This window comes from Shinella sp. 20P9.1.1, assembly GCF_057798995.1.
This window is the reverse complement of sequence record NZ_JBYOLC010000001.1, coordinates 1-26,291: the sequence shown is the minus strand read 5'-3', so window position 1 is coordinate 26,291 and position 26,291 is coordinate 1. Positions and strand designations below refer to the sequence as shown.

Below are 26,291 nucleotides of genomic sequence, written 5' to 3'. Positions count from 1 at the left end.
TCAGGTCCTTCCGCGGCGCATGCCCAGGAGCAGGCCGACGATGATGATGAGCGACGTGGCGATGAAAAGCAGCGTGCCGACGGCCGCGACGGTCGGATCGGCATCGCGCGTGATCGACGTGTAGATCTGCACCGGCAGCGTCTTGAGATAGGGGCTGGTGATGAACAGCGCGACAATGATCTCGTCGAACGAGGTGATGAAGGCGAAGAGCGCGCCGGAGAGAACGCCGGGCAGGATCAGCGGCAGCGTCACCGTGCGGAACACCGTCAGGCGGCCCGCGCCAAGGCTTGATGCCGCCGTTTCCAGCCGGCGGTCGAAGACTTCGAGGCTCGCCTGCACAGCGATCAGCACGAAGGGGATGGCAAGCATCGTGTGGGCCAGCACGAAGCCGGTGACCGTGCCGACGAGATGCGTATCGAGATAGACCGCATAGATGCCGATCGCCAGCACCACGCCCGGCACGACCATCGGTGTGATCAGCAGCGCGCGCAGCAGGCCGCCGGTGCGCGCCGCCGCACGGCTGACGCCGAAGGCGGCAAGCGTGCCGACCACAGTCGCTACCACGGCGACGATCACCGCGACGATCAGCGAGTTGGAAAAGCTCGTCGTCCAATCCGGGTTGCTGAAGAAGTTCTCGTACCATTGCCAGCTGAAGCCGACCGGCGGGAAGGCGAGCGACTTGTTGCCATTGAACGACATCGGGATCACGACCAGCGTCGGCGCCAGAAGCAGGATCGCAACGAGCAGACAGAAGAGACCGAGGAGAATGCGGGAGAACGATGGCATCGGTTACGCCTCCCTGCGCGAGACCGCGTGCTTCTGGCGCATCAGCGGGGCGGCGATGGCGAGAAGCACGAAGGTTGCGACGAGCAGCACCACGCCCATGGCGCCGCCACGACCCCAGTTGAGCAGGCTCAGCACCTGGTTCTGCACCAGCGAGGACAAGAGGATGCTGCGCGGACCGCCGAGCAGGGCCGGCGTGATGTAGAAGCCGAGCGACAGGATGAAGACGATGATCGCGCCGGCATAGACGCCGGGCAGCGACAGCGGCACGTAGATCTGCAGGAAGGCTTTCCAGGGCTTTGCGCCGAGGCTGCGGGCGGCTTGCAGCAGACGCGTGTCGATGCCCTTCATCACGGAATAGATCGGCAGGATCATGAAGGGCAGCAGTACCTGCGTCATGCCGATGACGACGCCCGGCAGCGTGCGGATGAGCTTGACCGGCGACAGTCCAAGGCCACGCAGGATGGAATTGATGACACCGGAATCCTGCAACAGGATCACCCAGGCAAGGGTTCGCACGACTCCGCTCAGCCAGAAGGGCACGAGCACGCAGAGGATAAGCGCAAGGCGCACATTCTTGCCGACGATGGTCATGGCATAGGCGTAGGGGTAGGCGCAGATGAGAGAGACGAGCGTGACCCAGGCGGCGACGACGAAGGTGCGTTGCAGCACCGTGCGGTTCACGGCGGACTGGAAGAACCAGACGTAATTATCGACGCCCACGGCGGGATCGGTGAAGGAACGCCACACGACGATGCCGAGCGGATAGGCGAGCACGACGAGCAGCACCAGCACGGCGGGTGCGGCAAGCCAGACCGCGCCGCGCGGCCGGAAACTGGACAGGAAGGCGGGCTGGTCGGCGCCGGCAGCGGGGCCGCTCCGCGTGCCTTCATCTGATGTGGCGGTCATGGACATCTCCCTGGGTTGAAGCAGACCCGGCCGAGACCGGGCCTGCGGTCACTCAACGGCTCAGTTGCCCGAGAGAAGCGCGTTCCACTTCTCGGCGGCTAGATCGAAGTTCTTCACCCAGAACGGAATGTTCTGCTGATAGCCCTGCGCATTCCGCTCAGGCGTCGAGGTGAGGAAGGCCGCCGTCGCATCGTCGACCTTCGGCTTGGCGTCCGAATTGATCGGCGTGTAGGAAGTCTTTTCGGTCAGCACCGCCTGGGCGTTCGCGCCGAGATAGGCATTGAGCAGCGCGTAAGCCGCATCCGTGTCCTTGACGCCGACCGGAATCGTCATCTGGTCCATCACGACCAGCCAATCCTGCCAGACCGGCGTATAGGCGGCGCCGTTCTTCACGGCGGTCATCGCGCGGCCGGTCCACATCATGATCATGTCGGCTTCGCCGGATTCGGCGAGCTGCTGGCTTTCCGCGCCGGTCTTCCAGTAGATCGTGTCGGGGCCGAGATCGCGCAGCTTCTGGATGCCCTTCTCAATATCATCAGGCGTCATCGCCTTCGGATCGCCGCCCGTCGCCTTAAAGGCCTGCTCGATCAGGCCACCGGTCGGGTCACCCGAACCATCGATGGCGCGCGAGCCGGGGAACTTTTCCGTATCGAAGAAATCGACCCAGTTCTTCGGCGGATTATCCTTGTAGGTCTCGTTCTTGTACATCAGCACGACGCCGTAGTTCATCGCCGGCACGGAGCACTCGCCGACCTGACCGGGCGGGATTTTCGAAACATCGAGCTTGGAAAGGTCGAGCTTCTGGAAGAGCGTGCCGCAATGCACGTAAGGCGGCAGGTCGGCCGTATCGACGACATCCCAGGTGACGTTGCCGGCATCGACCTGCGCCTTCAGTTTGGCGATTTCGGTCGGGCCGTCGTTCAGGAGCGTCACGCCGGACTTGTCGACGAATTCCTTAAGGGCGGCGACCTGGCCGTCCTGATAGATGCCGCCATAGGAGACGAAGGTCAGCGTCTTGCCCTTGAGCGAGCCCTCCTTCACCTCGCCGGCGACCGGCTTGTCCTGTGCGAATGCCGGCAACGCCAGGGCGCACGTCATCGTCAGGGCCAAAGCCCTCGCAAATTTCTTCATGTTGATACTCCCAGTAGCGCTCGCGTTCAGTTGTTCCTGCCGGGGTTACGAGCCGGGCCGAGGCAGGTATTTGTCGAGATCATCCGCGACGCTGGTGGGCGGCGCGATCATCCAGATGACTTCAGCGGTTTCCGTGCCGATATTGACGGTCTTGTGCGGAACCGAGCTTGGATATTCGATGCTGTCACCGGATGACAGCACATGACGCTCCTCGCCGAGGGTGAGTTCCACCTCGCCGCGGATCACGAAGAAGAGTTCCTGCGAATCCCCGTGACTATAGGGCTTTTCACCCGTCGAGCCGCCCGGATCGAACTCGCCGATATAGACTTCCATGTCGCGGATCGGGCGCCGCGACAGAAGCATCTTGCGATAGCCCTCCGCCGGCGGCAGCGCCGGGCGCTCGTCCTTGCGCAGCACGCGGCCGACCGGCGGCGAACCGTCGTCGAACAGGTCGGTAAGGCTGATGCCGAGCGCGCCGGCAATGCGCATCAGCGTGCTGATATTGACGCCGCTGAGACCGCGCTCGAGCTGGCTGAGGAAGCTTGCGGTCGTGCCCGTCGCATCGCCCAGCGCCCGTAGCGACATGCGCCGGGCCATGCGGAAAGCCTTGACCTTCTCGCCGATGACGGCCTGATTCTTCGTCAACACCGCGATGTCGTCCATAGCCTCACTCCTCACTTAACAACATATTAAGTGGAGCGAGGATTAGCAATCGCGAAATGGACTGCGGCGCAGATTTTTTTATGGGGCGGCGGGTCCATCAGCGATAGGCGCTGTAATCGTCAGCCTCCGTGCCGGCGAGCTTGCGGGCGTAGAAATGGCCGGCATAGTTTGCGGCGGCGATAATGCCCGGCGCAAGACAGTCGCCGATCCGTTCCACGCTTTCGATGCCATGATCGGCCCAGGCGCCCGAAGCCGACAGGTCATGCCAGAGCGTTGCGACCGGCAGGCGCGCCGTCACCGGCACCAGGGTGGAACAGGCAATCTCGCGCCGCTTGCCGGAATAGGCGCATTCGACGCTCAGGACATCCGGCCTGAAATCACCGAGCTGGTGCAGCAGAACGATATCGATGCCAAGCTCGATCAGCAGGGTGTGCACCCGGCGCTGCTCCAGCGTGTGATCCGTAAAGGGCGCGACGATGGCGGCCGGCGTGACAAAGGTCACCTTGCGGCCCGACTGCGCGATCATTTCGGCGAGCACGCTTGCCATGTAGTAGCGGTCGTCATCGAAGACCACGACAGGACCATCATTGGGGAGGGCCGCCACCCCGCGCTCGAGAAGCGCATCGACACCGACGACGGCTTTATCCGCCAGGAAGGGCAGAGGTTTTCGATGCGTCCTGCCGACGCCGTCCGCGCGCCAGCGGGCGCCGGTCGCGATCGCCACATGTTGGATGCCGTAGGACAGCACATCCTCGGCGGTGAGGGGGCTATCGAGATAGAGCTCGACATTCGGGGCCTGGCGGAGCTGGGTCATGCGCCAGTCGCGCACCCGCGCCCAGGTCGCAAGTCCCGGCAATCTCGCTTCTCTGGTGACCCGGCCGCCCCATTCGCGCCCGGCCTCCGCGACGGTGACATCCGCGCCGCGCTGAGCAAGGGCGCGCGCGGCCTCGAGCCCCGCGGGGCCACCGCCGATGACGAGCACGGCTTGCGGCTTTGCAAGCGACGGGATGATCTCCGGATGCCAACCCTTGCGGGCCTCTTCGCCCACTGTCGGGTTCTGCGTACAGCGCATCGGCACGACCGTGTTGTCGCCGGCCGTACAGATATTGCAGCCGATGCATTCCCTGATGTCGTCGATACGGCCCTCTTCGATCTTCTTCGGCAGGAAGGGATCGGCAATCGAGGGGCGGGCGGCACCGATGAGATCGAGCACACCGGTGCGGATCGCCCGCACCATGGCATCCGGCGAGGTGTAGCGGCCGACGCCGACGACAGGCTTCGTCGTCACCGTCTTCACGAAGGCGGTATAGGCCTCCTGGAACCCCTCCTGCGAGAAGCGGGCGGTCTGGCTGTCGTTCGACCAGTTGGAGAGATTGACGTCCCAGAGGTCGGGCTCTTCGGCCAAAGCCGCGACGACATCGCGACCCTCGCCGTCATGCTGGAGGCCATCGGCCCCCAGCAGTTCCTCGACGGCGAAACGCACGGCGATGGCGCAGCGGTCGCCGACGGCATCGCGCGTGTCCGCCAGAACCTCGCGGAACAGCCGCAGGCGGTTTTCGAAACTGCCGCCATATTCATCGGTGCGGGAATTGTGCCGTTGCAGCAGGAAATGCTGGAGCAGCGTCATGTCGTGGCCGGCATAGACATAGACGATATCGAAACCGGCACGCTTTGCCCGGAGCGCCGCATCGCGGTGCCACTTACGGAAGGCGGCGATGTCGGCCTTGTCCATGGCGCGTGCCTGCACCGGGTCCTCCACATCCACGACCATGTCCGAAGGGCCATAGGGCGCGATGCGGGTCAGGCGGTTGGCGGTGTGGATGCCGTTGTGCACGAGCTGGATCGCCGCAAGGCTGCCATGCGCGTGTACGGCCTCCGTCAGCTGCGTCAGCCGGCCGATATCGTGATAGTCCCAGATGCGCTGCTGGTTGGAGGGCGAAATGTCGGAAGAGGGGTGGATTTCGGTCTCCTGCGTCGAGACCACGCCCCAGCCACCCTCCGCCTTCATGCGGCGAAGCGCAAGGTCCGCCTCGGGATAGCGGTGACCCATGCCGCTACAGTGCGGCACCTGGTAGAAGCGGTTGCGCGTGGTAAGCGGGCCGATGCGGACCGGCTCGAACAGGATATCGTAACGTGGATCGCGCATGGTCTTCCTCCCCTTGCATCTGCATTTCGGCTATACACTTGCATGGCACTATGCAAGTGTATAGCGAGAAAATTGCACGAGCTTGGCGGGTTCGGGATAGAAGCATCCATGCAGGGAGCTTGGACATGACAGGCAATGACGACATGCCCGATAGCGGAAAGCAGCGCGATCTGATCGAAGCGACGCTGGAATGCATTGCCGAGCTGGGCATCCAGGGCACGACCGTGCGTGCCGTCGCGGCAAAGGCGGGCGTATCGAACGGCCTCATCCGACACCACTTCGATGCCAAGGCGAACCTCATCCTCGCCGCCTACCGCCGCACCATCGCGTTGATCACCACCAATTCGATGCACGAACTCGGCTCGACCGAGGGAACACCACACACGCGGCTGCGCCGTTTCATCGTCGCAACACTCGACACGCCCGCTTCGAATGCACGTCTGCTGTCGCTCTGGGCGACCTTCGTCAGCCAGAGCCGGGTCGATCCACAAATCGCCGCCGTGCGTGAGGAGAGCTATCTGGCGCTGCGCCGCGCCACCGAACCGCTGATCGCCGCCGTCCTCGCCGCCGAGGGGCGACCGCTCTCCGCAGAGGAGGTGGAGAACACCACGGTGACCGTTCACGCGATGCTCGACGGTCTCTGGATCGAGGCCGGCCTCAGCCAGTCCCCCGATGGCGTGGAGCGGCTGATCGCGCTCGGGGTTCGCTCCATTGAGAAATTGCTGGAAATCCCGCTCTAGAAAATTCAGAGCCGTCGCCTGCGGAAATGACAGAACGCGGCGTCAATCCGCCTCGCCAAAAGCCTTCGCGATCGCCTCGAACACCCGCACCATAGCCTGCGCACCGCCGACAGCGATGTAAAAATCACCGGAGGGCAGATAAACGACCTGTCCCTTCTGCCAGGCCGTCGTTGCAGCCACGAGTTCGTTGTCCAATGTCACCTTGGCGTTCTGCTCGCCCTAGCCGATGGCCGCGGCACGATCGAGCACGATCAGCCAGTCCGGATTGGCCTTTCGGACGAATTCGAAGGAGACGGCCTCGCCATGCGTCGCAGCCTCGACATCCGCGATGGCCGCGGGCAAAGCAAGCGAGCGGTGCAGCCAGCCGAAGCGCGATCCCGGACCATAGGCCGAAATCTTCGGGCCGTTGGTCATGACGATCAGCGCCTTGCCCTTCCCGGCCACCGCAGCGCGGGCCGCACCCGCCGCCTTATCCAGCTCGGCGCGGGCCTCTGCCGCTGCGGCTTCCCTGGCGAAGAGTTTTCCATAGGTCTCGATGCGTGCACGGGCCTGTTCGAGCAGATCGTCGCCGTCCATCGTCATGTCGATGGTCGGGGCGACCCGTGCAGCGGTGTCGACCTTCGTGGAGGAACGGCCGCCGAGAGTGACGAGATCCGGCGTAAGCGCGCTCAGCGCCTCCAGATCCGGCTCGAAAATATCCCCGACAACAGTGGATTTTCCGTTCAAACCGGCAAGCTCCGGCAGATAGAGATTGGCGGGCAGGCCTGCCATGCTGACGCCCAGCCGGTCGAGCGTATCGACGGCGGCGATGTCGAAGACGGCCACCGTGCGGACCGGCATGGTCACCTTTTGCGGGCCGGTGGCCGTCGCAATCTCCAGCTCGGCGGCGGAAGCAGCAGTCGCGCTAAACAGAAGCAGGGCAAGAATGGCGAAGAGTTTGCGCATGGAAATCTTTCTCGGCAGCAAGGCGTGCGGCATCATATTGTTCAAGGTGTTCAGCTCACGGTTCCGAGCAGCGGCTGATCCGCTCGACGATATTCACTTGCGGGGCGACAGCCGGACGTCTCCGTATCCTGCCGAAATGAAGCGCTCCGCAAAGAACGGAAGGAAATCTCTCCGCGAAGCATGCGACGTTGGCTTGTCAGTATACGTTCAGGTGACGGCGCGCCACGTGAAGGGCGGCGGGGCTTCGCGGAAAGCGAAGCGCAGGAGGTGATCTTCGATGACAGCCTTGGTCTCACGAAGGCCTTCTGCATCTGCGGCCGCGACATGGATGTCGAGGCCGTTGTCGCTCACGATCAGCACCGCGGTGCCGCAGGAGAAGCGGCATTCACAGCTGGTATCACCAAGGGCGACATCGACCTTGTGCGCGAAATGCTTGCAGAGCTGTTGCAGATACTTTGCGCTGTTTTCGGTTTCAAATCGGGTGGTGGCTTCCATGGGGGTCCTCCTCTTTCCGATGGTCCGTTCCCGGCGGCACCGCGCCGCCGGAAACGATGGCTTTAGAAAGTGGCACGCAAGCTGACGATGAACGAGCGGCCGGGCTGGTGAAGCGGATCGACCACGCCGAATTCCTGACCGTAGGTCGCGCGATCCGAATAGACCTCGTTGAAGATGTTCTTCACGTCGGCACGCAGCGTCAGGTTCTTGTGGCTTTCCGGCTTGTACTCGACATAGGCGTTGACCACCTTGTAGGCCTCATAGGGCTTGTAGTCCGGCTCTCCGGCAGGCGCCTTCGGCAGCTTGTCGTATTTCGGCGCGAACTCGATGTCGCCGCCGACGGTCAGGCCATAGTCGGCAAAGGTGTGGGCAGCGGTGAGCGTGATGATCTTGCCAACCGGGGTGGTGAGATAGGTACCCGTATCTGAATCGGCCGGCTGGCCGTCGATCAGCGTATCGATGTCGACATATTTCACGCGGACGAAGCCATCGGTCCACTCGTAGCCGGCGGCGATCGAGTAGCCTTCCGATTCCACTTCGCGCGCCGTGTAGGCATTGGCGTAACGGGCGTAGTGCGCGTTCTCCATGTCCGTGCGGAAGAGCGAACCTTCCAGCGTGAAGCCGTTATAGGTGGCTGCGAGACCCACATTGTAATTGTTGGAAGTCGTCGGCTCCGGCTTCGGATCATAGGTCCAGGCCGGGTTCATGATGAAGTTTTCCGCAAGCGGAATGCCCGACCAGACATGCGAATAGCCTGCCTTGGCCATCAGGAAATTCTCGATGATGTCATATTCGCCCGAGACATTGCCGCTGAGGCCGGCATTGTCGAATTCCTGTCCGCCGGTGCCGGTGAACCACTGCTGGTCCGCGCGGCCACCAAAGGACAGGCGCGTACGGTCGAACGGCTCGGGGCGGGCCTGCACATAGGCACCGACATTCTGCGCCTTTTCCGTGCAAGGCTCGTAGAGATCGTCGAGTTCGGCGCGGTCGCTGTAGAAATCGACGCCGGCGGTCACCGTCCCGATGCCGGTGTGGAAACGGTTCTCGAACTTGCCGTTGAATGTCGAGGTCGCACCTTCGATCTCGTAGGAGACCGGGCCGGTGCCGGGCTTCGGGTAAACCGTCGTGATGACGTCGGTCGTGCCGTAGGCCAGGACGAGCTTCGGATCCCACCACCCCTCGGGTGTCTCGTCCGTATAGGTGAAGACGGTGTTGTTCCGGTCGAGGCGGTAATCGCGGATCACCGGCTCCCAGGGCTTGGCACCGTCGGTGTTGAGCATGTTGGCGCGGAAAGGACGCGGCGCGGCATCCTTGATGCTTTCATGGCTGAATTCGATACGGTCGCCGCTTTCGAACTCATAGGCGACCTTGCCCAGGCCGCTCAGGAGGTTCGAACGGGTGCCCGGCATCTTGTCGCCATTGCCGTCGGAGAATTCGCTGCCCTTGCTGAAATTGAAGTAGCCGAGATATTCGAAACCCTGGTGAAGGCCATAGGCGGAAACGCCGGTCCCGAAGACGCCGCCATTCGAATTGTAGGTCGAGTTGACGAAGCCGCCGAAACCATCGCCGTCGAGCAGGTCGCGCGCATCCTTGGTCTCATAGGCGATGGCGCCGGCAAGCGCGCCCGGACCGGCATCGGCTGGGGCGACGCCCTCGTCGACGCTGACGGCCTTCAGAAGGGCGGGATCGATGAGCGTCGTGGCATTGTGGTGAAACACCTTGTTGTTCTGCCGGCTGCCGTCGATGGTCACGGCGAGGTTGGTTTCCTCGATGCCGTTCACGTAGACCTTCTGCGACATCGGGAGGGACGAACCAACCTTGACGCTCGGCTCCTCGCGGAAGACGTCCTGAAGGTTCGCCGGGTTCTTGCGCTCGAGATCCTTGGCGGTGATATTGACCTCGCCGACATCGCCCTGGCCAACGCCGTCGCCTTCCACCGTCACCTGCTGCAGCGTCGTCGAGCCATCCTCGACCGAGCCGGTGACGAGCGGCGACACATGTTTCGGCGTCACGATCGCCGTGCCCTCGGGCGTGATCGAGTGGCGCACATCCGTGCCCCGAAGCAGGGCGGCGAGCGCCTGTTCCGGCGTGTAACTCCCCTTGATCGCCGTCGAGGTGACCCCGCGCGAGGTGGCAGCGGCAAGTGAAACCTGCAAGCCCGACTGGCGGCCGAATGCATTCAGTGCGCTTGCCAGGGATTGGGCCGGAATGTCGAAGGCCATGGCGCCGACGCGGTCGGTCTTTTCCTGCGCGGCAGCCGGCTGAAATGCGGCCTGCGGCAGGCTGAAGAGAAGCGCCGCAGCCGTGGAAACCATCAGTCTGGCGAAGAAGACATTGCGAACCCGCACCCCTGCACGCGTTCCGTTCATTCGATCGATATGCAAACGCATTTTACCCCCGGTGTCATGCCTTGAGACGCGCCGCCCCGGCGCGCATTCCCGGTGCAAGGACGACCGACTCCGGAATCTTTTTCACCTCCGGGATGAATTTCTTGATTTTTTCGGGAAACTTTTCGTAAGCCTGGAACAGGCCCCCACTTTTTCCTAGAAACGCGACACGACGCGCACATAATCCGAGACCGTCCGGACCTTGCCGCCGAGCGGCTGCACGAGGGCTCGCAAAGCTCGGTCGGGATCGCGTAAATCATAGAGGCCCGTCACCCGCTGCCGGGCAAGCGTCCCGTCCGGCAGGCTGATCCAGGCGGAATGGTAACGTTGCAGGCGCGCAATGACGTTTTCCACCGGAACGTCGTTGACGAAGAGCAATCCGTTGCGCCAGGCGCCGATTTCGCCTTGAGGCACGGTCTCGCGCAGGATTTCCCCGCTGTCGTGATCGACCGTCGCCATGTCGCCCGGCGCCATTTCGGTGATGGCGGCAGCGCTGGCGGCGGAAACACCGACAACGCCGCGTGCAAGCTGCACCGTCGTCGTGGAGGGGTCCAGCGCCACGTCGAAGGCCGTGCCCAGCACGACCACTTTGGCGCCACCGGCCTCTACCGTGAAGGGACGAGCAGCATCATGTGCCACGTCGAAGAAGGCTTCTCCCGAGAGCAGGCGCACCCGACGCCCTTCGGCCGTGATATCCACGCCGATCGCGCTTCCGCCTGAAAGATTGACCTGGGATCCATCCGCCAGCGTCACCACGCGGCTTTCTCCGGTCGCCGTCATCACATCCGCCTGAAGGCGGAGAAGCAGGGCAGGGCCGGCGAGCACGGCAGCGATCGCCGCAGCCGCAGCAAGCGCAATCCCCACAGTCCAGCGGCGGCGGCGCAGCGTCGGATGAGCCACCACGTTGATGTCAGACTTTGCAGGCCAGAGCTCCCTGTATTTCGGCGTGACCTCGCCGAGCAGCTCCCAGGTGCGCAGGGCGGATTGCCAGGCCGCGCGATTGCCGTCCGAATGCGCCAACCATGCATGGAGGCCGCGCGCGGCGTCCTGACATTGCGGCTCGTCCTTGAGGCGCAGAAGCCAGTCCATGGCTTCCTCCATCGCGCGCCGCCTGTCTGTATCATCCCTGGTCAAAATACTACCTGTGCCCCGGCTCCCTCTACCGTACAGCCGGTTTTAGCCGAATAATTATGCGCGTAGGGACGATTTACTGGCAGTTTTTTTTCACAAGGCCGCGTCACGACGCGGCATCGCCGATGCGAAGCGCGATCTCGACCAGTACAGCCCGCAAATGGCGATGCGCCGTGGCGACGGAAATGCCCGCCGTATTCATTCTGCCGGCGAACAGAAGACTTGACATCGCAATTCGAGCAGTGTGACCACCATCCCAATCTCGAGCGATTGATCGGTGATGAGCATGCCCTGTGGGTCTCTTGTTCGCTGCCGTGCTTACAGCAGGCGTTTTCGACGATGGTTCGTATCCTTTTAGGGATACAAACTAAGTGTTCGCTTCCATCAAAGACCGCAAATCCCAAACGTCAGTGAGAACGCGGGCGCTTTGATACGCTTAACCGGCACCCGCGTTCTTTTCACATCTTACATGCCGTCAGACGGATGCAATCCATGGGTGAAACGGCACCCGGCAAAAACTAACCGTTGACGCGACGATCTCAGTGCCCTATAGATGCGTCATCGATCTTTTGCTTGCCGAGCTTTGTCTACCGCGCGATTGGCACCGCGCTCTATTCGAACCTTCTCTCTCAAAAATAGTCGTATCACCGTCCGCAAAGCATTGCTTCCGCGGACCCTCACTCTATGCTTTGAAAGGGTTCATCATGACCACTGGCACAGTAAAATGGTTTAATTCCACCAAAGGCTTCGGCTTCATCCAGCCCGACAACGGCGGCGCTGACGCGTTCGTTCACATCTCGGCCGTCGAACGCGCCGGAATGCGCGAACTCGTCGAAGGCCAGAAGATCGGCTTCGAACTCGAGCGCGACAACAAGTCGGGCAAGATGTCGGCGACCAATCTGCAGTCGGCATAATTGAGATTCGCTTCCCTTTGACCACGGATGTACTGGCACTGCCGGAAGCTATTTCATCAAGGCCAGGCGTTTTGCCTGGCCTTTTTCGTTTCGGTTGCCAACCGAATTCATTGAGGTTCCATGACACAAGCACACAGCAAATCCCGCCAGCAGGCCGAGATCGCCTTTAGCAACGAGCAGACGCAGTTCTTTGCCAAAAACAATGCGGTGGAAGAACTGGATTCCGTTGCTCAGGCGCGGGATGCCAAGACCCTCAGGCTGCGAGAGGCGCGTCTTGCCAAGGAGTTGGCCGACCGCATGTCGGCGACATCCAATCTCATCGCCAAACGCGCCAAGTCGTGCTGATCGCCACACCACTCGCTATCGGGATAAGAATGAAGAACGCCAGAAACAACGAAGTCGCCGACCGCCGCTCCTCATCCGCTGAGGCCAAAGCCGCTCTGCTCAATGCTTACCGTGCGGCAAAGACCGCGGCAGAACCTGCCAGAATCGCAAGACAGGCGGAACGCACAGCCATTTCCAACGCTCGTGAAGAACGACGTGTTGAACGCGAGCGCGTTAAGCTTGAGGAGCAGACGCGTATCGAGACCGAGGCGGCGGAGCGGCAGGCAGCCGCTGAGGCCGCGGTGGCCGCTGAAACCGAAGCGCGGGAGCGCGCCGAAAAAGCCCGCATAGCAAGGGTGGTCGACGATGAGGCGCTGCGAAAGGCCGAACGCGACAGGCGCTACGCCAACCGCAAGGCAAGGCAAGCCTAGCCTTTGCTTGTACCGACCTAATCCATGACGCCCTTATGGGGGCTCCACTTCAAAGAAAGGAGCCCTCAATGGCACCGAATGCGACCGAGCTCCAGGCGATCAACACGGCGTGGCAAATCGCAATCCAGGAAATCCTGCGCATGGTCATTCGTGACATGTACCACGCTGGCGGCGAGGCAAATTTCAAGGCACATATCAAACGCATCGAAGAGGCCGCCGTCGACAGCATCTATACCGATCTGAGACTTCGAGAAAGCGACGAATGGACCGAGGTGCTTGTCAAGGAAAGGGCGAGCAATTTCGTGACGACCTTGCTGACATCCTTCACCTACGATCGAGCCTGACCTCGTGCATGAAGAAACGTCACGGACCAAATGTACTTCGTGTTTGTTTGTCCTGACATGCAAGCCAAGGCTTGGTCGCGCAACTCGCGAACGGCGAATGTTTTCATCGAAGCACACGCCTTCGTTCAGCTGACTGTCAGTACCCGTGCCTACCCCCGCTGTGAAACTCCAGCAAAAGGGAACTCGACATGCAGCTCTTTCGGAACACGATCACCGCATTTGCCCTCATCGCACTCGCATCGTCCGCATCTGCCGCGACTACCGTCAAGGTGGTGGAAGGCGGTGAAGGTGGTGGGCCGATGACACTGACGCTCGATCAATCCAAGATAAAGGCAGGCGAAACGACGTTTCTCGTTCACAACGATGCCATGACGGAAGAGCATGAGATGGTTCTGGTCAAGCTGAAGTCGGCCGACCAGAAAATCGATGTGGTCGCCGCCAAACACCGGATCGATGAAAAGCAGTTGAAGAGCCTCGGCGAGGTCTCCGAGCTGAAGCCCGGCGCCGATGGCCAATTGAAGGCGAAGCTTGTGCCCGGCGCCTATCTTTTGCTCTGCAATATCAAGGGGCACTACGAGGCCGGCATGCATGCCATGCTGACGGTTACGAAATAACGACGCCGATCTTACGACGGCCACGACGCAGTGGCCGTCGCGCATGGCGTTTGACAGAAGGCACAATCCCTTGGCAACGACCGCTCCCTCTTCGTTTTCCCTCCCGCAACGGGTGCTGCATTGGCTGACGGCAGCGCTCGTCTTCTTCAATCTGCTGTTTCCCGATGGAATGAATGCGTGGAACCGCAGTATCAAGCAAACCGGCGCAGCGACCACTGACCAGGTAGCAAGCGCCAACATCCATGCCTATGCCGGTATCGCGATCCTGGTTCTTGTCGCGCTCCGTCTTCTCCTTCGGCTCGTCCACGGCGTTCCGGAAGCCCCGCCGCAGGAGCCGGCGCTCCTGAGGCTCGCAGCGAAGATTGCCGAGGGAACCCTCTACTTTCTTCTTGTCGCGATGCCAGTTACCGGCATGGCGGCCTACTATCTCGGATATGAGGGAGCCGGCGGCCTCCATGCCGATGTCCTCAAGGCTATTCTGTGGGTTGTGGTCGCGGCCCATGTCCTCGGTGCGCTCGCCCACCAGTTCTACTGGAAGACGAACGTGCTTCGGCGCATGACGGTTGGTTGACCTTTGGTCTGTGCACGGCTGGCGATGGCGCAACGCTACCAGAGCAGCGCAGTAGTGGCGTAGGCGGCATACGCCGCGGCGACAGCGACGACCGTGACGACGGCGAGAGGTATGCTGTAAGACAGAGGCCCGACCGCTGCCGCGATTCCCGCGCGGCACAGGGCGTTCGCCGCCGCCGCGATCAGGATCGCTCTTGCGATGACATCAAGCGGCAACACGTCTCTCGGCGTTTGCAGCGCGCTGAGTACCGCGACATCCACATCGACCGTACCTGTCAAGGCAACCGTTGCCAAAAAGCCGACGCTGCCGAATTGCGAGACCATGACAGCACTGGCCACGGCCGCGGCCGCGAAAATGGCGGCGAAGATTAGGAGTGGGCCGATCTCGAACGGATTGCTCGCCGGCACTTGCGTGAGGGGCTTGTCCTGCGGCCAATAGAACATGGCGAGCCCACATCCGGCGAACAGGATCGCGGCCATGGAACCCGCCGGCCCGACGGGGACGATCGCACCAGGGTCGATCACAAGGATCAGCACCATCACACGCAAGATGGATACGGCTGCGCCGAGTGCTGCTGCGCCGGCCAGAGGAAGCGACCCGCCGGCCAATCTGGCGGTTCGTGCCAGAACCATGGTGACGGCGGTCGACGACACCAATGAGCCGGCGATCGCGCTCACGATGAGGCCCTTTCTTGCCCCGAGCATCCTGACGGCAATGTAGCCGAGGAACGAGAGGCTTGCAGTCAGGACGGTGAAGAACCACACCTTCCAGGGATTGAGGCCGCCCCACGGATCCACGGCCTCGTTTGGCAAGATCGGCAGGATCACGGCCGTCATGACGGCCAGCACCAGTGCGGAGCGCAGCTCCACCCAGGTCAGGCGCTTCAGGAAGCCGTGCAGCACTTCCCGGCTCGCGAGTGTGGCTGCAAGGGCCGCCCCTCCCGCAGCGGCAGCCTGCGCATCGCCCGCTACAGCCAGGCCGCCGAGCGCGAAAACGCCGAGGCCGGCCATCACGGTGGTAACGCTATAGTTCAAGTCCGATCGTGCCTCGCGCAGTTTGAACACGCCCAATGTGGCGGCGAAGGCGAGGAATGCGATCGGGAACACCATGGGATATTGCAGGGCATCGGCGATCGCTGCCAGCACCCCGCCGAGAAGACCCGAAATCCCGAATGTGCGGATGCCGGCCGTTCTGCTGCCGGCGGGCGCCTGACGCTCCTGCCATCCGCGTTCGAGCCCAACCAGGAGGCCGATCGAAAGGGCAATTCCAAATCTGGCTATGATCGTATCCATCGCGGCTTTCGTAAGGGCTGATCCGGCAGCGCATCGGCTTGCAATGGGCGATTGGCGGGACGGAACCCAATGTAAACAACGGGCCGTTAACGGAATTGATCCTGCGCAACGTGTGCATGATCATTTATGGCTTATGTAATGGAACTGCGGCCTGCTTCCTGTAGAGTGCAAGGACGCTTTCGATGACATCAAATGCCTTCATCCGGCGTTCTGCCAACGGAGACGACAAAGTGCCCCAAACGAGGCTAGGAGTCTGGCAGCGACATTCCAGCATAATTCTGGTCGCGGTCGCATCGGGTGGACTTCTGATCGGGCTTGTCCTGCTATGGCAGGATACTCGTTATTCCGGTCTTGTCTGGACGGTCGCAACGCTTGCGGTTCTTGGCAGCCTGCTCGTTCAGGTTTTCGGCGCCTTGCGCAGGGGCGATGTCGGGCTCGATATCGTCGCTGCCCTGTCGATGTCCGCGGCGATCGCTTTCGGCGAGCCCCTTGCCGGAAACGTCGTCGGCTTGATGTATGCCAGCGGCCAGCTCCTGGAGGCATTTGCAGAAGGGCGCGCGCGCCGGGAAATGACAGCTCTGATGGGGCGCGTCTCGCATTCTGCGATGCGTTACGACGCATCGGGGCTGGAAGAGATCGTGATCTCGCTGATACGGCCCGGCGACCGGCTGCTCATCCGGCAGGGCGAGGTTCTGCCTGTGGACGGGATCGTGTCAGGCGATGCGGCAACACTCGATATGGCGGCATTGACGGGAGAGTCGCTGCCGCAGCCGGTTTCGCCGGGTGCCGAGGCCCTGAGCGGTTCAACCTGCATCGGGGCGGCCTTCGATCTTGTCGCCAACCGGATTGCAGCCGAGAGCACCTATGCCGGCATCGTACGTCTGGTCGAGGCCGCGCAAGCCAGCAAGGCGCCGATGGTCCGCATGGCCGACCGCTTTGCCATGGGCTTTCTCCTCCTGACGATCGCAATGGCCGGTAGCGCCTGGTATCTGTCGGCCGATCCGATCCGTGCGCTCGCGGTCCTTGTCGTCGCCACACCCTGTCCGCTTATCCTTGCCGTGCCGGTTGCCATCATTTCCGGAATGTCACGCGCGGCAAAGATCGGCGTCCTCGTGAAAAACGGCGGGATGCTTGAAACGCTGGCCCGCGTGCAGACGGCTATACTGGATAAAACCGGTACGCTGACCCATGGCCAGGCAGCGGTCATCGACATCAGGACCACGGCGACTTTCACGGCGGACGAGGTTCTTGAGGCTGCTGCGAGCCTGGATCAGGCTTCCGGGCATGTGGTCGCCGCCGCGCTGGTTCGTGCTGCAACCGGCAAGGGTCTGCGGCTTTCGAAGCCGGAAAAGGTGGCGGAAACGCCTGGAACCGGGATCGAGGGATGCGTGGATGGAAAAAAGGTCGTCGTGGGTGGTAGCGGTTTCGTGCGGCGAACATCCGGCGGCGACGATCCTCGATCCCTGGTGACGCCCGCCATGCGAACATCCCTGACTGTGGCCGTCGCGATTGACGGAAAGCTCGCCGGCGTGATCGTTCTGCAGGATCAGGTCCGCGCCGACGCAAGATCCGTTCTCAATGCCTTCCGGGCCGCCGGCATCCGGAAGATCGTGCTGGCATCGGGCGATCGCGCGGAAATCGCTCAGGCTGTCGGGGCAGAACTTGGCATGGACGCCGTCCTTGGAGACCTGACGCCGGAAGGCAAGGTGGCCGCCGTCAGGGCGGAGGCGCGCAATGGCACGGTGATGATGGTGGGTGATGGCGTCAACGACGCTCCGGCGCTTGCCGCAGCCGATATCGGCGTTGCCATGGGCGCACGCGGTACAGCTTCATCGTCGGAGGCCGCCGGGGTCGTACTTCTCGTCGATGAGCTCGGCCCGCTCGCCAAAGCCGTCGCGATCGCGCGACGCAGCCGTCGAATTGCGCTTCAGAGCGTATCGGCCGGACTGGCGCTTTCGATCGGGGCAATGATCGGGGCTGCGTTCGGATATCTGCAGCCCGTCGAAGGCGCGATCCTCCAGGAAGTGATCGACGTTGCCGTGATCCTCAATGCGCTCAGAGCGCTTCGCTGAAGTACCTCTTCGTCGGGATGGACGCCAGCGCTTGGACGGCTCTTGAAGGGGCCTACGACTTATCGGCCTTGGCTTCACGCCCGCTCAACGTTTCAATTTCAAGAGCGAAGAAGACATGGGACGAAACCGCGACGGTGGGTTGCGGCCGCGGCTTGAGCGCTCCCGGCTCCCACCAGTCGAAGTCATCTGAAAGGAGCGACCAGGCCTTCAAACGCTCGTTGTGTTGCTCACCGGTGTCGGGAAGCTCGTGAAATACGGCATCCACCACCACGCTCTTCCATCGATGTTTGTTTTCGAAAGCCTCGATCAGCACGCAGGCGCGGGGATTGGCTCGCAGAATATCGAGCTTCTTTCCCGGCATCGAGAACGCATAAAGCCGGGTTCCCGAATGCGCATAGTGTATCGGCACGACGTATGGCACGTTGTCTTTCGCGCACGCCAGTCGAGCCATGTGGTGCTCGGCAACCATCGTGACGCATTCGTTATGCGTCATTTCCTGAATGTTCATGCAAGCTCCTCCTTTGATACGCGCGAGACGGTCGTTTCCCGGATACGTCACGTGACGTCGACTGTCGGTAGGACATTCGTCAAACATCAAAGCACCCAAAGCGCGCTTTGATATGGCCGGCCCGCTTTTGAGTCTGTTTTTCGGGGCGCGCATAATTCACTGCTGCTACTCTCAACCTTTTTCACTGTCCGGCTGCGATTGGCCCAAGAGACTGGCCCAAGAGACTGCAACGGAAAAAAATCGTCCACAGCGTGCCCGTGCAAAAGACAAACACCCCGCCGAAGGCAGACTCGATGTCCGTTGACGCAGATCAAGTTTCACTGCGCGAAACCGCCTACTGTGAACTCCAACACGAACGGTGGAGCGAGAGTTTGTGATACCGGTGGCAATGTGACGGATGTGCGGGTTCCCGCCGCCTTCCACTGACCGATAGCTTCGGCTTTTGCTGCCCCGCTTTCCGCATGCCGTTCGAGATCGGCGTAGCCACGGACCGGACGCTGCCGCAATAGATTTCCGTTCTTCGGAGCAAACCGGCTGCGCGCACGTTGACCCCTCGAACAGACGGCCAAGGAGAAATCAGATGGCGAACGATCCGAATACCGAGGACCTGGCGTTGGTCGATCGCTACTGGCGGGCGGCCAATTATCTGTCCATCGGCCAAATCTACCTGATGGACAACCCGCTGCTGCGCGAACCGCTGAAGGCGGAGCACGTCAAGCCGCGCCTTCTCGGCCACTGGGGCACGACGCCGGGGCTCAATTTCATCTATGCCCATCTCAACCGCATCATCCGGGCACGGGATATCAACGTCCTCTATATCTGCGGCCCGGGTCATGGCGGGCCTGGTATGGTGGCCAATACCTATCTGGAAGGTACCTATTCGGAAATCTACCCGGAAATCGGCCAGAACGAGGCGGGTCTGAAAAAGCTCTTCCGGCAGTTCTCCTTTCCCGGCGGCATTCCGAGCCATGCGGCCCCTGAAACGCCCGGCTCGATCCACGAGGGCGGCGAACTCGGCTATGCGCTTGTGCACGCCTATGGCGCGGCCTTCGACAATTCGGACCTCGTCGTCGCCTGCGTGGTGGGCGATGGTGAGGCCGAGACCGGCCCGCTCGCCGCCGCCTGGCATTCCAACAAGTTCCTGAGCCCGGTCAGCGACGGCACGGTGCTGCCGATCCTGCATCTCAACGGCTACAAGATCGCCAACCCGACCATTCTGGCGCGCATGCCGGATGAGGAGCTTGGCCATCTCTTCACCGGCTACGGCTACGACCCGATCTTCGTTGAAGGCAATGAGCCGCAGGCCATGCACCGGGACATGGCGGCCGCGCTCGACAAGGCCTTCGACCGCATCGCGGCCATCCGGGCCATGGCGAAGGACGATCCCGCCCGCAGGCCACGATGGCCGATGATCGTGCTGCGCAGCCCCAAGGGCTGGACGGGGCCGAAGGAGGTGGACGGCAAGATGGTCGAGAACTCTTGGCGCTCGCACCAAGTCCCCGTCTCCGAATGCCGCTCCAACGCTGCCCACCGCGACATCCTCGAAGCCTGGATGCGCAGCTACGATCCGGGAGACCTTTTTGACGCGGACGGTTGCCTCAAGCCAGAGCTGAGCGCGCTAGCTCCCACCGGCTCGCGCCGCATGGGCGCCAGTCCGCACGCCAATGGAGGGTTACTGCGCAAGGACCTGCACACGCCGGGCATTCGCGATTATGCGGTTGCGGTCGGCGTGCCCGGCGCCGTCGAGGCGCAGGCGACAAAAATTCTGGGCGATTATCTGCGTGACGTGATCCGACTGAATGCCGCTGAAAGCAATTTTCGCCTCTTCGGGCCGGACGAGACGGCCTCGAACCGGCTCGGCAGCGTCTTCGAGGCGACCGACCGGGTGTGGATGGCCGAAACGCTGCCGACGGATGACCATCTCGCGCCACAGGGCCGCGTCATGGAAGTGTTGAGCGAGCATCTTTGCCAGGGTTGGCTGGAGGGCTACGTGCTCACCGGCCGCCACGGCTTCTTTTCTTGCTACGAGGCCTTTATCCACATCGTCGATTCGATGTTCAACCAGCATGCCAAGTGGCTGAAGGTGGCGAGTGAATTGCCCTGGCGCAAGCCGGTCTCTTCGCTCAACTACCTGCTGACCTCCCATGTCTGGCGGCAGGACCACAACGGTTTTTCCCATCAGGACCCCGGCTTCATCGACCTTGTGGCCAACAAGGGCGCGGACATCGTGCGCGTTTACCTGCCGCCGGATGCCAACACGCTGCTCTGGGTTGGTGATCACTGCCTGAAGACGTGGAACCGCATCAACGTCATCGTCGTCGGCAAACAGCCAGCGCCGCAATGGCTGACGATGGAGGAGGCGGCGCGCCATTGCGAGGCCGGGCTCGGCATCTGGGACTGGGCGGGCACGGAGGACGGGCTTGGCCCCGACATTGTGATGGCCTGCGCCGGCGATGTGCCGACCCTCGAGACGCTCGCCGCCGTCGGTCTCCTGCGCGAAGCGTTGCCACATCTGCGCATCCGCGTCGTCAACGTCATCGACCTCATGGCATTGCAATCGCCCTGGAACCATCCGCATGGCATAGAGGATGAGGCCTTCAACCGTATCTTCACCCGCGACCGGCCAGTGGTCTTTGCCCATCACGGCTACCCCTATCTCATTCACCGGCTGGTTTACAAACGCACCAACCATCCGAACTTTCACGTCCGTGGCTTCATTGAGGAGGGCACGACGACCACGCCCTTCGACATGGCCGTAATGAATGAGTTGGACCGCTATCATCTTGCCATCGAGGCGATCGAACGTCTGCCGGCTATGCCTGGGAATGCTTCGGATATCGTCGCGGTGTTCAAGGGTAAATTAGCCGAACACCACGCCTATGTGCGCGAGTACGGGGAGGACATGCCGGAAATCCTAGATTGGAAATGGCCCTACGCGCGGCCTGAATAGCATGCCTCGCTCTTCAGCGCCGCAAGCCAGGCATGATCTTGGCGGTGGCCGGTAGATGTTTCGGCTTCCCCCCGCTGGTGGAACTGTATTTCTCATGGTCGAAGAACCAGCGCTTCGTTGCCTCCGAGACGACGAGATACACCCCCGTAATCGCCACCAGCCCCAGCATGACCGACAGGGGCAGCGGCACGAAGCCGAACCAGCCGGCATAGGGCAGATAGGGGATTGCGACAGCCAGCACGGCGATGGCCAGTGTAATGCCGGCCAGCAGGGAGCTCGGGCGGCTCTTCCAGAATGCAACATGCGTGCGCACCACCAGCACGATGGCAAGCTGGGTGATCAGGGATTCGACGAACCAGGCGGTTCTGAAGGTATCCGGTGTTGCGTGCATGACCAGGAGAAGAAAGCCGAAGGTCAGGAAGTCGAAGGCGGTGCTGACAAGGCCGAAGCTGATCATGAACCGTCGCACCGCGCCGATATCCCATTGCCGCGGCGTTTCAATTTGCTCCCGATCGACATTGTCGCCGGCGATGGCGAGCGAGGGTATCGAGGACAGGAGATTGTTGAGCAGGATCTGTTTGGCAAGCAGCGGCAGGAACGGCAGAAAAAGCGAGGCGCAGGCCATGCTGATCATGTTGCCGAAATTAGCGCTTGTGGTGATTGACACGTATTTTAGAGTGTTGGCGAAAGTCCGCCGACCGTCGTCTATGCCGCGCTGGAGCACGCCGAGATCCTGTTTCAGCAAGATCATGTCGGCGGCCTCGCGCGCGACATCGACGGCGCCGTCAACAGAAATGCCGATATCCGCTTCGTGCAGCGCCGGTGCGTCATTGATGCCATCGCCCATATAGCCGACCACATGGCCATGCGAGCGCAGTGCGGCGATGATCCGCTCCTTCTGGTTGGGATCGATTTCGACGAACAGGTCCGTTTTCGGTGCTCGACCGAACAGTGCGCTCTTGGTCATGCGATCCAGGTCTTCGCCCGTCACGACATGCTCGCTTTTCAGGCCGACTGCTTCGGCCAGATGCCGCGCGACATAGCGATTGTCCCCGGTGATCATCTTGATGGCGACGCCCCGCTCGGAAAGACTGGAGAGTGCGTCCGTGACACCGGTTTTAGGTGGGTCGAGAAAGAGCAGGAAACCGGCGAAGCACATCTGGACTTCGTCGTCACGGCTGGAGGCCGGCTTGCGCTCGATGAGCCGGATCGCGAGGCCCAGCACCCGGAACCCTTGTGCGCTCCACGCCTTGAACATGTCCTCAAGGCGCTGACGGTGCGTGTCTTCGAGCGTTTCGGGGCCGCCTTCGACGAGGACGGTGGTGCATCCGCTCATGACGTTGCTGACCGCACCCTTGCAGATCATGAGGTCGGATGAGGAGCCGGCTTCCCGCACGACGACGGTCAGGCGCTTGCGGATGAAGTCGTAGGGGATTTCATCGATCTTAGACCATGAGGCAAGGCTAACGTCGTTTGGAGATGCTGATGTGATCGCCTCGTCGAGCGGGTTCCTGAGGCCCGTCTGCAATGTCGCATTCAGTCGCGCCCACACGGAGATATCGACGGACGGTTTTCCGTCCGCGGCGAAGCAACCGTCCAGATGGATGACGCCTTCCGTGAGCGTCCCGGTCTTGTCCGTGCACAGGATGTTCATGCTGCCGAGGTTTTCGATGGCCTCGAGGCGGCGCACTATGACGCCATTCGCAGCCATTGCGCGTGCGCCGCGAGCGAGCGTGACACTGATGATGGCCGGCAGGAGTTCGGGCGTCAGTCCAACCGCCAGCGCCAGCGAAAACAGCAGAGAATCGATCAGCGGCCTGTGCAACAGCAGATTGGCCACAAAGACCACGATGACGATGGCCAGCATGATCTCTGTCATCAGCGTTCCGAACCGGCGAATGCCCTTTGCGAAGCCTGTTTCGGGAATGCGGCGGGCGAGTGCGTCGGCGATCCTGGCAAATTCCGTCCGGCTTCCGGTTCCGGCGATCAGGACAGTTGCCGTTCCGCTGCGCACGGACGTGCCCGTGAACACCATATTGTTGCGTTGGGCGAGGGGGGCATCGGCAGCGGAAAGACCGGGAGACTTGACGACCGGGAATGTTTCGCCCGTCAGGGCAGCTTCGCTGACGTTGAAATCACGCGCTTCGAGGATCAGCCCGTCGGCAGGAATCAGATTGCCAGCGGACAGCCTGACGATGTCGCCCGGCACGATTTCCTCGGCAGGCACGCTTGTCTCGCCGCCGTTTCGCAGAAGCGTCACCCGTGTCGAGATCTGCTTGCGCAGACCGTCCATCGCTTTGGAGGCGCCGTATTCCTGGGTGAAGCTGAGAATGCAGCTGGCCAGCACGATCAGGCCGATGATCACGGCCTCGTTGCCGTCTCCCACCAGGGCCGAGACGCCCGCCGCGAAAATCAGGATAACGACGAGCGGGTTGCGGAACTGCCGGGCAAATGTCCCGAAAGCGGTGGTTCGCGCCTGAGCGCTAATGCTGTTGGCGCCCGATCGCGCCAGCCGTCCAGCGGCGTCGCATGCCGACAGGCCCTGTGCGGTGGCATTCAGCTTCGTCAGAAGCGAAGATGCCGGCTGGGACCAGTAAGGGGTCTCGGATATTGCTGCGGCCGGGCGTTTCGAAACCGATGACGTCTTGGACAACATGGTCGCATCTCCCGTTGGTGTCGGAACGCGTCGGATAGGACAACAGATGAAGGCGGCCCCGCTGCATTTTGAGCAGAAGATGGCTTTGTATTCTTGGTCCCCGTCAAAGCCCGTCGGCCGTTCCTCCTACGCCGCGGACATTGTCACGTGTCAGTTTTTGGCCGTAGCGTTACGCTGCGGCCATTCCTGTCAAACGCTGCGAATGGTCCGTAGAGATGGACGTCACGGTTGCCGGGATCGGCTTGCCGTTGGCCAAGCAACGAGAACGTGTGGCTTAATACCAGCGCCCACGGCCATAAAAGCCGCCGCCCAACAGAAGAACGATAAGGACGATGACGAGAAGGGTTGTAATACTCATGGCAGGCTCCTGTGGATGCTCGCAACCGGTTCGCCGCTTTACCGTGGGTGGCACGCTGAGGACGGATGTCAATCCACATCAATGCAATGTTGAATGGACGATATTGTTCCGGTGCCCGACGCGTTTTGTTCGCAAACCGGCCTCTACGAAGTCCAGGAAACCCAGCAGGATGCCGGGCTCGGCCTCGCTCTCGAGTGGATCGAGCTTCGGCATGCGAGCGCCAATCTTCCTTTTTGGCATCGCGGCGTGGCGTGAGACGGCTGCGAGGTGACGGCGTCCGGGCCGGTTCGCCCTTCACCATCCGGTGCTTCTTCGATCGTTCCGATTGCGTAATATCCAATGGAACATCTTCCGTTCAGGAGGGCTTCTCCTCGTTAGATCGGGCGCTACTGGCATTCCGCCGGCGCTCCCGAATTGGAGAATGTCATGAGAACGATGTCGATTGCGATCGGCTTGCTATCTGCTCTGGGCGGGTCGGCGTTCGCAGCCGAGCCTGCCAAGATGATCGATACCAAGCTGGGCAAGGCTTTGGCCGACGAAAAGGGGATGATCCTTGACCTTGCCCCCAAGTTTCATCCAGTTTTGAGTTCGCTCCGGCGGTTTTGGGTTGTTGTATTCGCGGCAGTAGCGGCGTGTTGCGGTGCGGAGCCATTCCGGCTGCGCAGCACCGCATCACGTCGCGCGTTGATTGTCTGAGCGAACTCGGCAGGTGTCAGCCATCCGAGCCCTGAGTGTGGTCGACGATCGTTGTAATCGCTGCGCCGGTTTGAAAGCGATGATCGAGCATGGGTCAGTGACGAGAAGAGAGTTTCATTCAGGAGCTCGTCTCGCAGCCGCCCATTGAAGCTTTCGATGAAGGCGTTCTGGATCGGCTTGCCCGGCGCGATGTAGTGCCAGTCCACCTTGGCCCGGTCCGTCCATTGCAGGATCGCGTTGCTAGTAAACTCGCTGCCATTGTCGCTGACAATCATCTTCGGCTTGCCACGCCCCTCGATGATCCGCTCCAGCTCACGAGCAACCTGCAGACCGGAAAGTGAGGTATCGGCGACGAGTGCCACGCATTCTCTGGTGCAGTCGTCGACGACCGCCAAAATCCGGAACCTGCGGCCATCGGTCAATTGATCCGAGACGAAGTCCAGCGACCAACGATCATTGGCTGCCATTGGGATCAGCATCGGCGCGCGTGTGCCGATCGCTCGCTTCCGGCCACCACGTTTGCGCACTGTCAGCCTCTCCTCTCGATAGAGCCGAAAGAGCCGCTTGTGATTCACAAGATGACCTTCACGCCTGAGCAGCACATGAAGGCGTCGATATCCAAAGCGACGGCGCTCATGCGCCAGCCCCTTCATCCGCTCGCGAAGGTCATGGTCATCGCTGCGTCTGGTTTCGTAGCGGATCGTCATTCGGCAAAAGCCCATGGCTTTACACGCCTGCCGTTCGCTCATCTCGTGGTGACCCATCAGATGCGCAACAGCTTTCCGCCTTGCTGCGGGCGTCACCACTTCTTTTCCAAAAGGTCTTTCAAAGCAGCATTGTCGAGCATCGCGTCCGCCAAGAGCCGCTTCAGCTTCGTGTTCTCGTCTTCAAGTGTCTTCAGCCGCTTGGCTTCGGATACGTCCATGCCGCCGAACTTGGCCTTCCATTTATAGATGCTGGCATCGCTGACGCCGTGCTTGCGGCAAAGTTCCGAGACCGGCGTGCCGGCCTCGTGCTCCTTCAGAAGGCCGATAATCTGTTCGTCCGGGAAACGTGTGCGCTTCATTCTCTGGTCCTCTCAATGGGCCAGAGCTTACTTCAAAATGGATTATTTCAACGGGGCAAGGTCAAGCATCCGGCGATCCGGGGCACCTTCGAGGGCGGCAAGCGTCTTTCCTATGGCGCCCGCGCCATCACGGAAGGCGGTTACCAGTCGGTGCCGAAGCTCTCG

Annotated in this window: 25 protein-coding genes; 10 read left to right on the top strand and 15 right to left on the bottom strand. The window is 61.7% G+C overall.

The window, feature by feature from the left end; translation table 11 throughout:
- From AC27VQ_RS00125 to AC27VQ_RS00105, 5 genes are all read right to left on the bottom strand, one after another.
- Entirely contained in the window at window positions 1–786 is a 786-nt protein-coding gene (locus tag AC27VQ_RS00125; protein ID WP_488714683.1) for an ABC transporter permease, read from the bottom strand.
- 3 nt (window positions 787–789) lie between these two features.
- Window positions 790–1,692, bottom strand: a complete 903-nt coding sequence (locus AC27VQ_RS00120; RefSeq protein WP_488714682.1) for an ABC transporter permease — start codon at window positions 1,690–1,692, stop codon at window positions 790–792.
- A 60-nt stretch (window positions 1,693–1,752) separates the two neighbouring features.
- Window positions 1,753–2,823, bottom strand: coding sequence for an extracellular solute-binding protein (locus AC27VQ_RS00115; RefSeq protein WP_488714681.1), 1,071 nt, complete (start codon window positions 2,821–2,823; stop codon window positions 1,753–1,755).
- Between the two features lie 45 nt (window positions 2,824–2,868).
- Window positions 2,869–3,486 (bottom strand): helix-turn-helix domain-containing protein, encoded by a 618-nt coding sequence (locus tag AC27VQ_RS00110; protein WP_488714680.1) that lies wholly within the window; start codon window positions 3,484–3,486, stop codon window positions 2,869–2,871.
- Between the two features lie 97 nt (window positions 3,487–3,583).
- Window positions 3,584–5,632 (bottom strand): oxidoreductase, encoded by a 2,049-nt coding sequence (locus AC27VQ_RS00105; RefSeq protein ID WP_488714679.1) that lies wholly within the window; start codon window positions 5,630–5,632, stop codon window positions 3,584–3,586.
- 125 nt (window positions 5,633–5,757) lie between these two features.
- Here AC27VQ_RS00105 and AC27VQ_RS00100 point away from each other — a divergent pair, with 125 nt between their 5' ends.
- The gene (locus AC27VQ_RS00100) at window positions 5,758–6,372 is read left to right on the top strand and encodes a TetR family transcriptional regulator C-terminal domain-containing protein (RefSeq protein WP_488714678.1); all 615 of its coding nucleotides are present in this window, start codon (window positions 5,758–5,760) and stop codon (window positions 6,370–6,372) included.
- A gap of 42 nt (window positions 6,373–6,414) precedes the next feature.
- Here AC27VQ_RS00100 and AC27VQ_RS00095 read toward each other — a convergent pair whose 3' ends face one another.
- The 6 genes from AC27VQ_RS00095 to AC27VQ_RS00070 all read right to left on the bottom strand — a co-directional run bounded on the left by AC27VQ_RS00095 (window position 6,415) and on the right by AC27VQ_RS00070 (window position 11,559).
- Window positions 6,415–6,573 carry a hypothetical protein gene (locus AC27VQ_RS00095; RefSeq protein WP_488714677.1) on the bottom strand — a complete coding sequence of 53 codons (159 nt, stop codon included), beginning with the start codon at window positions 6,571–6,573 and terminating at the stop codon, window positions 6,415–6,417.
- Window positions 6,574–6,591: 18 nt separating this feature from the next.
- Window positions 6,592–7,317: an ABC transporter substrate-binding protein gene (locus AC27VQ_RS00090; RefSeq protein ID WP_488714676.1), complete on the bottom strand. Its 726-nt coding sequence runs from the start codon at window positions 7,315–7,317 to the stop codon at window positions 6,592–6,594.
- 207 nt (window positions 7,318–7,524) lie between these two features.
- Window positions 7,525–7,812 carry a DUF2218 domain-containing protein gene (locus AC27VQ_RS00085; protein WP_488714675.1) on the bottom strand — a complete coding sequence of 96 codons (288 nt, stop codon included), beginning with the start codon at window positions 7,810–7,812 and terminating at the stop codon, window positions 7,525–7,527.
- A 62-nt stretch (window positions 7,813–7,874) separates the two neighbouring features.
- Window positions 7,875–10,181, bottom strand: a complete 2,307-nt coding sequence (locus AC27VQ_RS00080) for a TonB-dependent receptor (RefSeq protein WP_488714674.1) — start codon at window positions 10,179–10,181, stop codon at window positions 7,875–7,877.
- A gap of 174 nt (window positions 10,182–10,355) precedes the next feature.
- Window positions 10,356–11,288 carry a FecR family protein gene (locus AC27VQ_RS00075; protein ID WP_488714673.1) on the bottom strand — a complete coding sequence of 311 codons (933 nt, stop codon included), beginning with the start codon at window positions 11,286–11,288 and terminating at the stop codon, window positions 10,356–10,358.
- 148 nt (window positions 11,289–11,436) lie between these two features.
- Entirely contained in the window at window positions 11,437–11,559 is a 123-nt protein-coding gene (locus AC27VQ_RS00070; protein WP_488714672.1) for a hypothetical protein, read from the bottom strand.
- Window positions 11,560–12,034: 475 nt separating this feature from the next.
- Between AC27VQ_RS00070 and AC27VQ_RS00065 the strand changes: the two genes are divergently transcribed.
- The 6 genes from AC27VQ_RS00065 to AC27VQ_RS00040 all read left to right on the top strand — a co-directional run bounded on the left by AC27VQ_RS00065 (window position 12,035) and on the right by AC27VQ_RS00040 (window position 14,528).
- Entirely contained in the window at window positions 12,035–12,244 is a 210-nt protein-coding gene (locus AC27VQ_RS00065; protein WP_034806062.1) for a cold-shock protein, read from the top strand.
- Window positions 12,245–12,364: 120 nt separating this feature from the next.
- Complete coding sequence (locus tag AC27VQ_RS00060) at window positions 12,365–12,589, top strand: hypothetical protein (RefSeq protein WP_488714671.1); 225 nt, start codon at window positions 12,365–12,367, stop codon at window positions 12,587–12,589.
- Window positions 12,590–12,618: 29 nt separating this feature from the next.
- Window positions 12,619–12,999, top strand: coding sequence for a DUF6481 family protein (locus AC27VQ_RS00055; RefSeq protein WP_488714670.1), 381 nt, complete (start codon window positions 12,619–12,621; stop codon window positions 12,997–12,999).
- A gap of 35 nt (window positions 13,000–13,034) precedes the next feature.
- Window positions 13,035–13,343 carry a hypothetical protein gene (locus AC27VQ_RS00050; RefSeq protein WP_421591361.1) on the top strand — a complete coding sequence of 103 codons (309 nt, stop codon included), beginning with the start codon at window positions 13,035–13,037 and terminating at the stop codon, window positions 13,341–13,343.
- A 188-nt stretch (window positions 13,344–13,531) separates the two neighbouring features.
- On the top strand, window positions 13,532–13,957 hold the full coding sequence (locus AC27VQ_RS00045) for a plastocyanin/azurin family copper-binding protein (RefSeq protein ID WP_488714669.1): 426 nt from the start codon (window positions 13,532–13,534) through the stop codon (window positions 13,955–13,957).
- Window positions 13,958–14,027: 70 nt separating this feature from the next.
- Window positions 14,028–14,528: a cytochrome b gene (locus tag AC27VQ_RS00040; RefSeq protein WP_488714668.1), complete on the top strand. Its 501-nt coding sequence runs from the start codon at window positions 14,028–14,030 to the stop codon at window positions 14,526–14,528.
- Window positions 14,529–14,563: 35 nt separating this feature from the next.
- Here AC27VQ_RS00040 and AC27VQ_RS00035 read toward each other — a convergent pair whose 3' ends face one another.
- The gene (locus AC27VQ_RS00035; protein WP_488714667.1) at window positions 14,564–15,820 is read right to left on the bottom strand and encodes an MgtC/SapB family protein; all 1,257 of its coding nucleotides are present in this window, start codon (window positions 15,818–15,820) and stop codon (window positions 14,564–14,566) included.
- A gap of 182 nt (window positions 15,821–16,002) precedes the next feature.
- On the opposite strand from AC27VQ_RS00035, the gene AC27VQ_RS00030 reads away from it, so the two are divergent.
- Window positions 16,003–17,892, top strand: coding sequence for a heavy metal translocating P-type ATPase (locus AC27VQ_RS00030; RefSeq protein ID WP_488714666.1), 1,890 nt, complete (start codon window positions 16,003–16,005; stop codon window positions 17,890–17,892).
- A gap of 52 nt (window positions 17,893–17,944) precedes the next feature.
- Here AC27VQ_RS00030 and AC27VQ_RS00025 read toward each other — a convergent pair whose 3' ends face one another.
- Window positions 17,945–18,400: a pyridoxamine 5'-phosphate oxidase family protein gene (locus AC27VQ_RS00025; protein WP_488714665.1), complete on the bottom strand. Its 456-nt coding sequence runs from the start codon at window positions 18,398–18,400 to the stop codon at window positions 17,945–17,947.
- Window positions 18,401–18,980: 580 nt separating this feature from the next.
- On the opposite strand from AC27VQ_RS00025, the gene AC27VQ_RS00020 reads away from it, so the two are divergent.
- Window positions 18,981–21,350 carry a phosphoketolase family protein gene (locus tag AC27VQ_RS00020; protein WP_488714664.1) on the top strand — a complete coding sequence of 790 codons (2,370 nt, stop codon included), beginning with the start codon at window positions 18,981–18,983 and terminating at the stop codon, window positions 21,348–21,350.
- Window positions 21,351–21,363: 13 nt separating this feature from the next.
- Here the strand turns inward: AC27VQ_RS00020 and mgtA are convergent, their stop codons facing one another.
- Complete coding sequence (gene mgtA, locus AC27VQ_RS00015) at window positions 21,364–24,006, bottom strand: magnesium-translocating P-type ATPase (protein ID WP_488714663.1); 2,643 nt, start codon at window positions 24,004–24,006, stop codon at window positions 21,364–21,366.
- 451 nt (window positions 24,007–24,457) lie between these two features.
- Between mgtA and AC27VQ_RS00010 the strand changes: the two genes are divergently transcribed.
- Window positions 24,458–24,619 carry a hypothetical protein gene (locus AC27VQ_RS00010; protein ID WP_488714662.1) on the top strand — a complete coding sequence of 54 codons (162 nt, stop codon included), beginning with the start codon at window positions 24,458–24,460 and terminating at the stop codon, window positions 24,617–24,619.
- 317 nt (window positions 24,620–24,936) lie between these two features.
- On the opposite strand, the gene AC27VQ_RS00005 is transcribed toward AC27VQ_RS00010, so the two are convergent.
- Window positions 24,937–26,126, bottom strand: a protein-coding gene (locus AC27VQ_RS00005) for an IS3 family transposase (RefSeq protein ID WP_488714661.1) whose coding sequence is annotated in 2 segments (ribosomal slippage) — window positions 24,937–25,877 and window positions 25,877–26,126 — 1,191 coding nt in all. Because the reading frame shifts where the segments join, the coding sequence is not laid out codon by codon here.
- Between the last annotated feature and the right edge of the window lie 165 nt (window positions 26,127–26,291).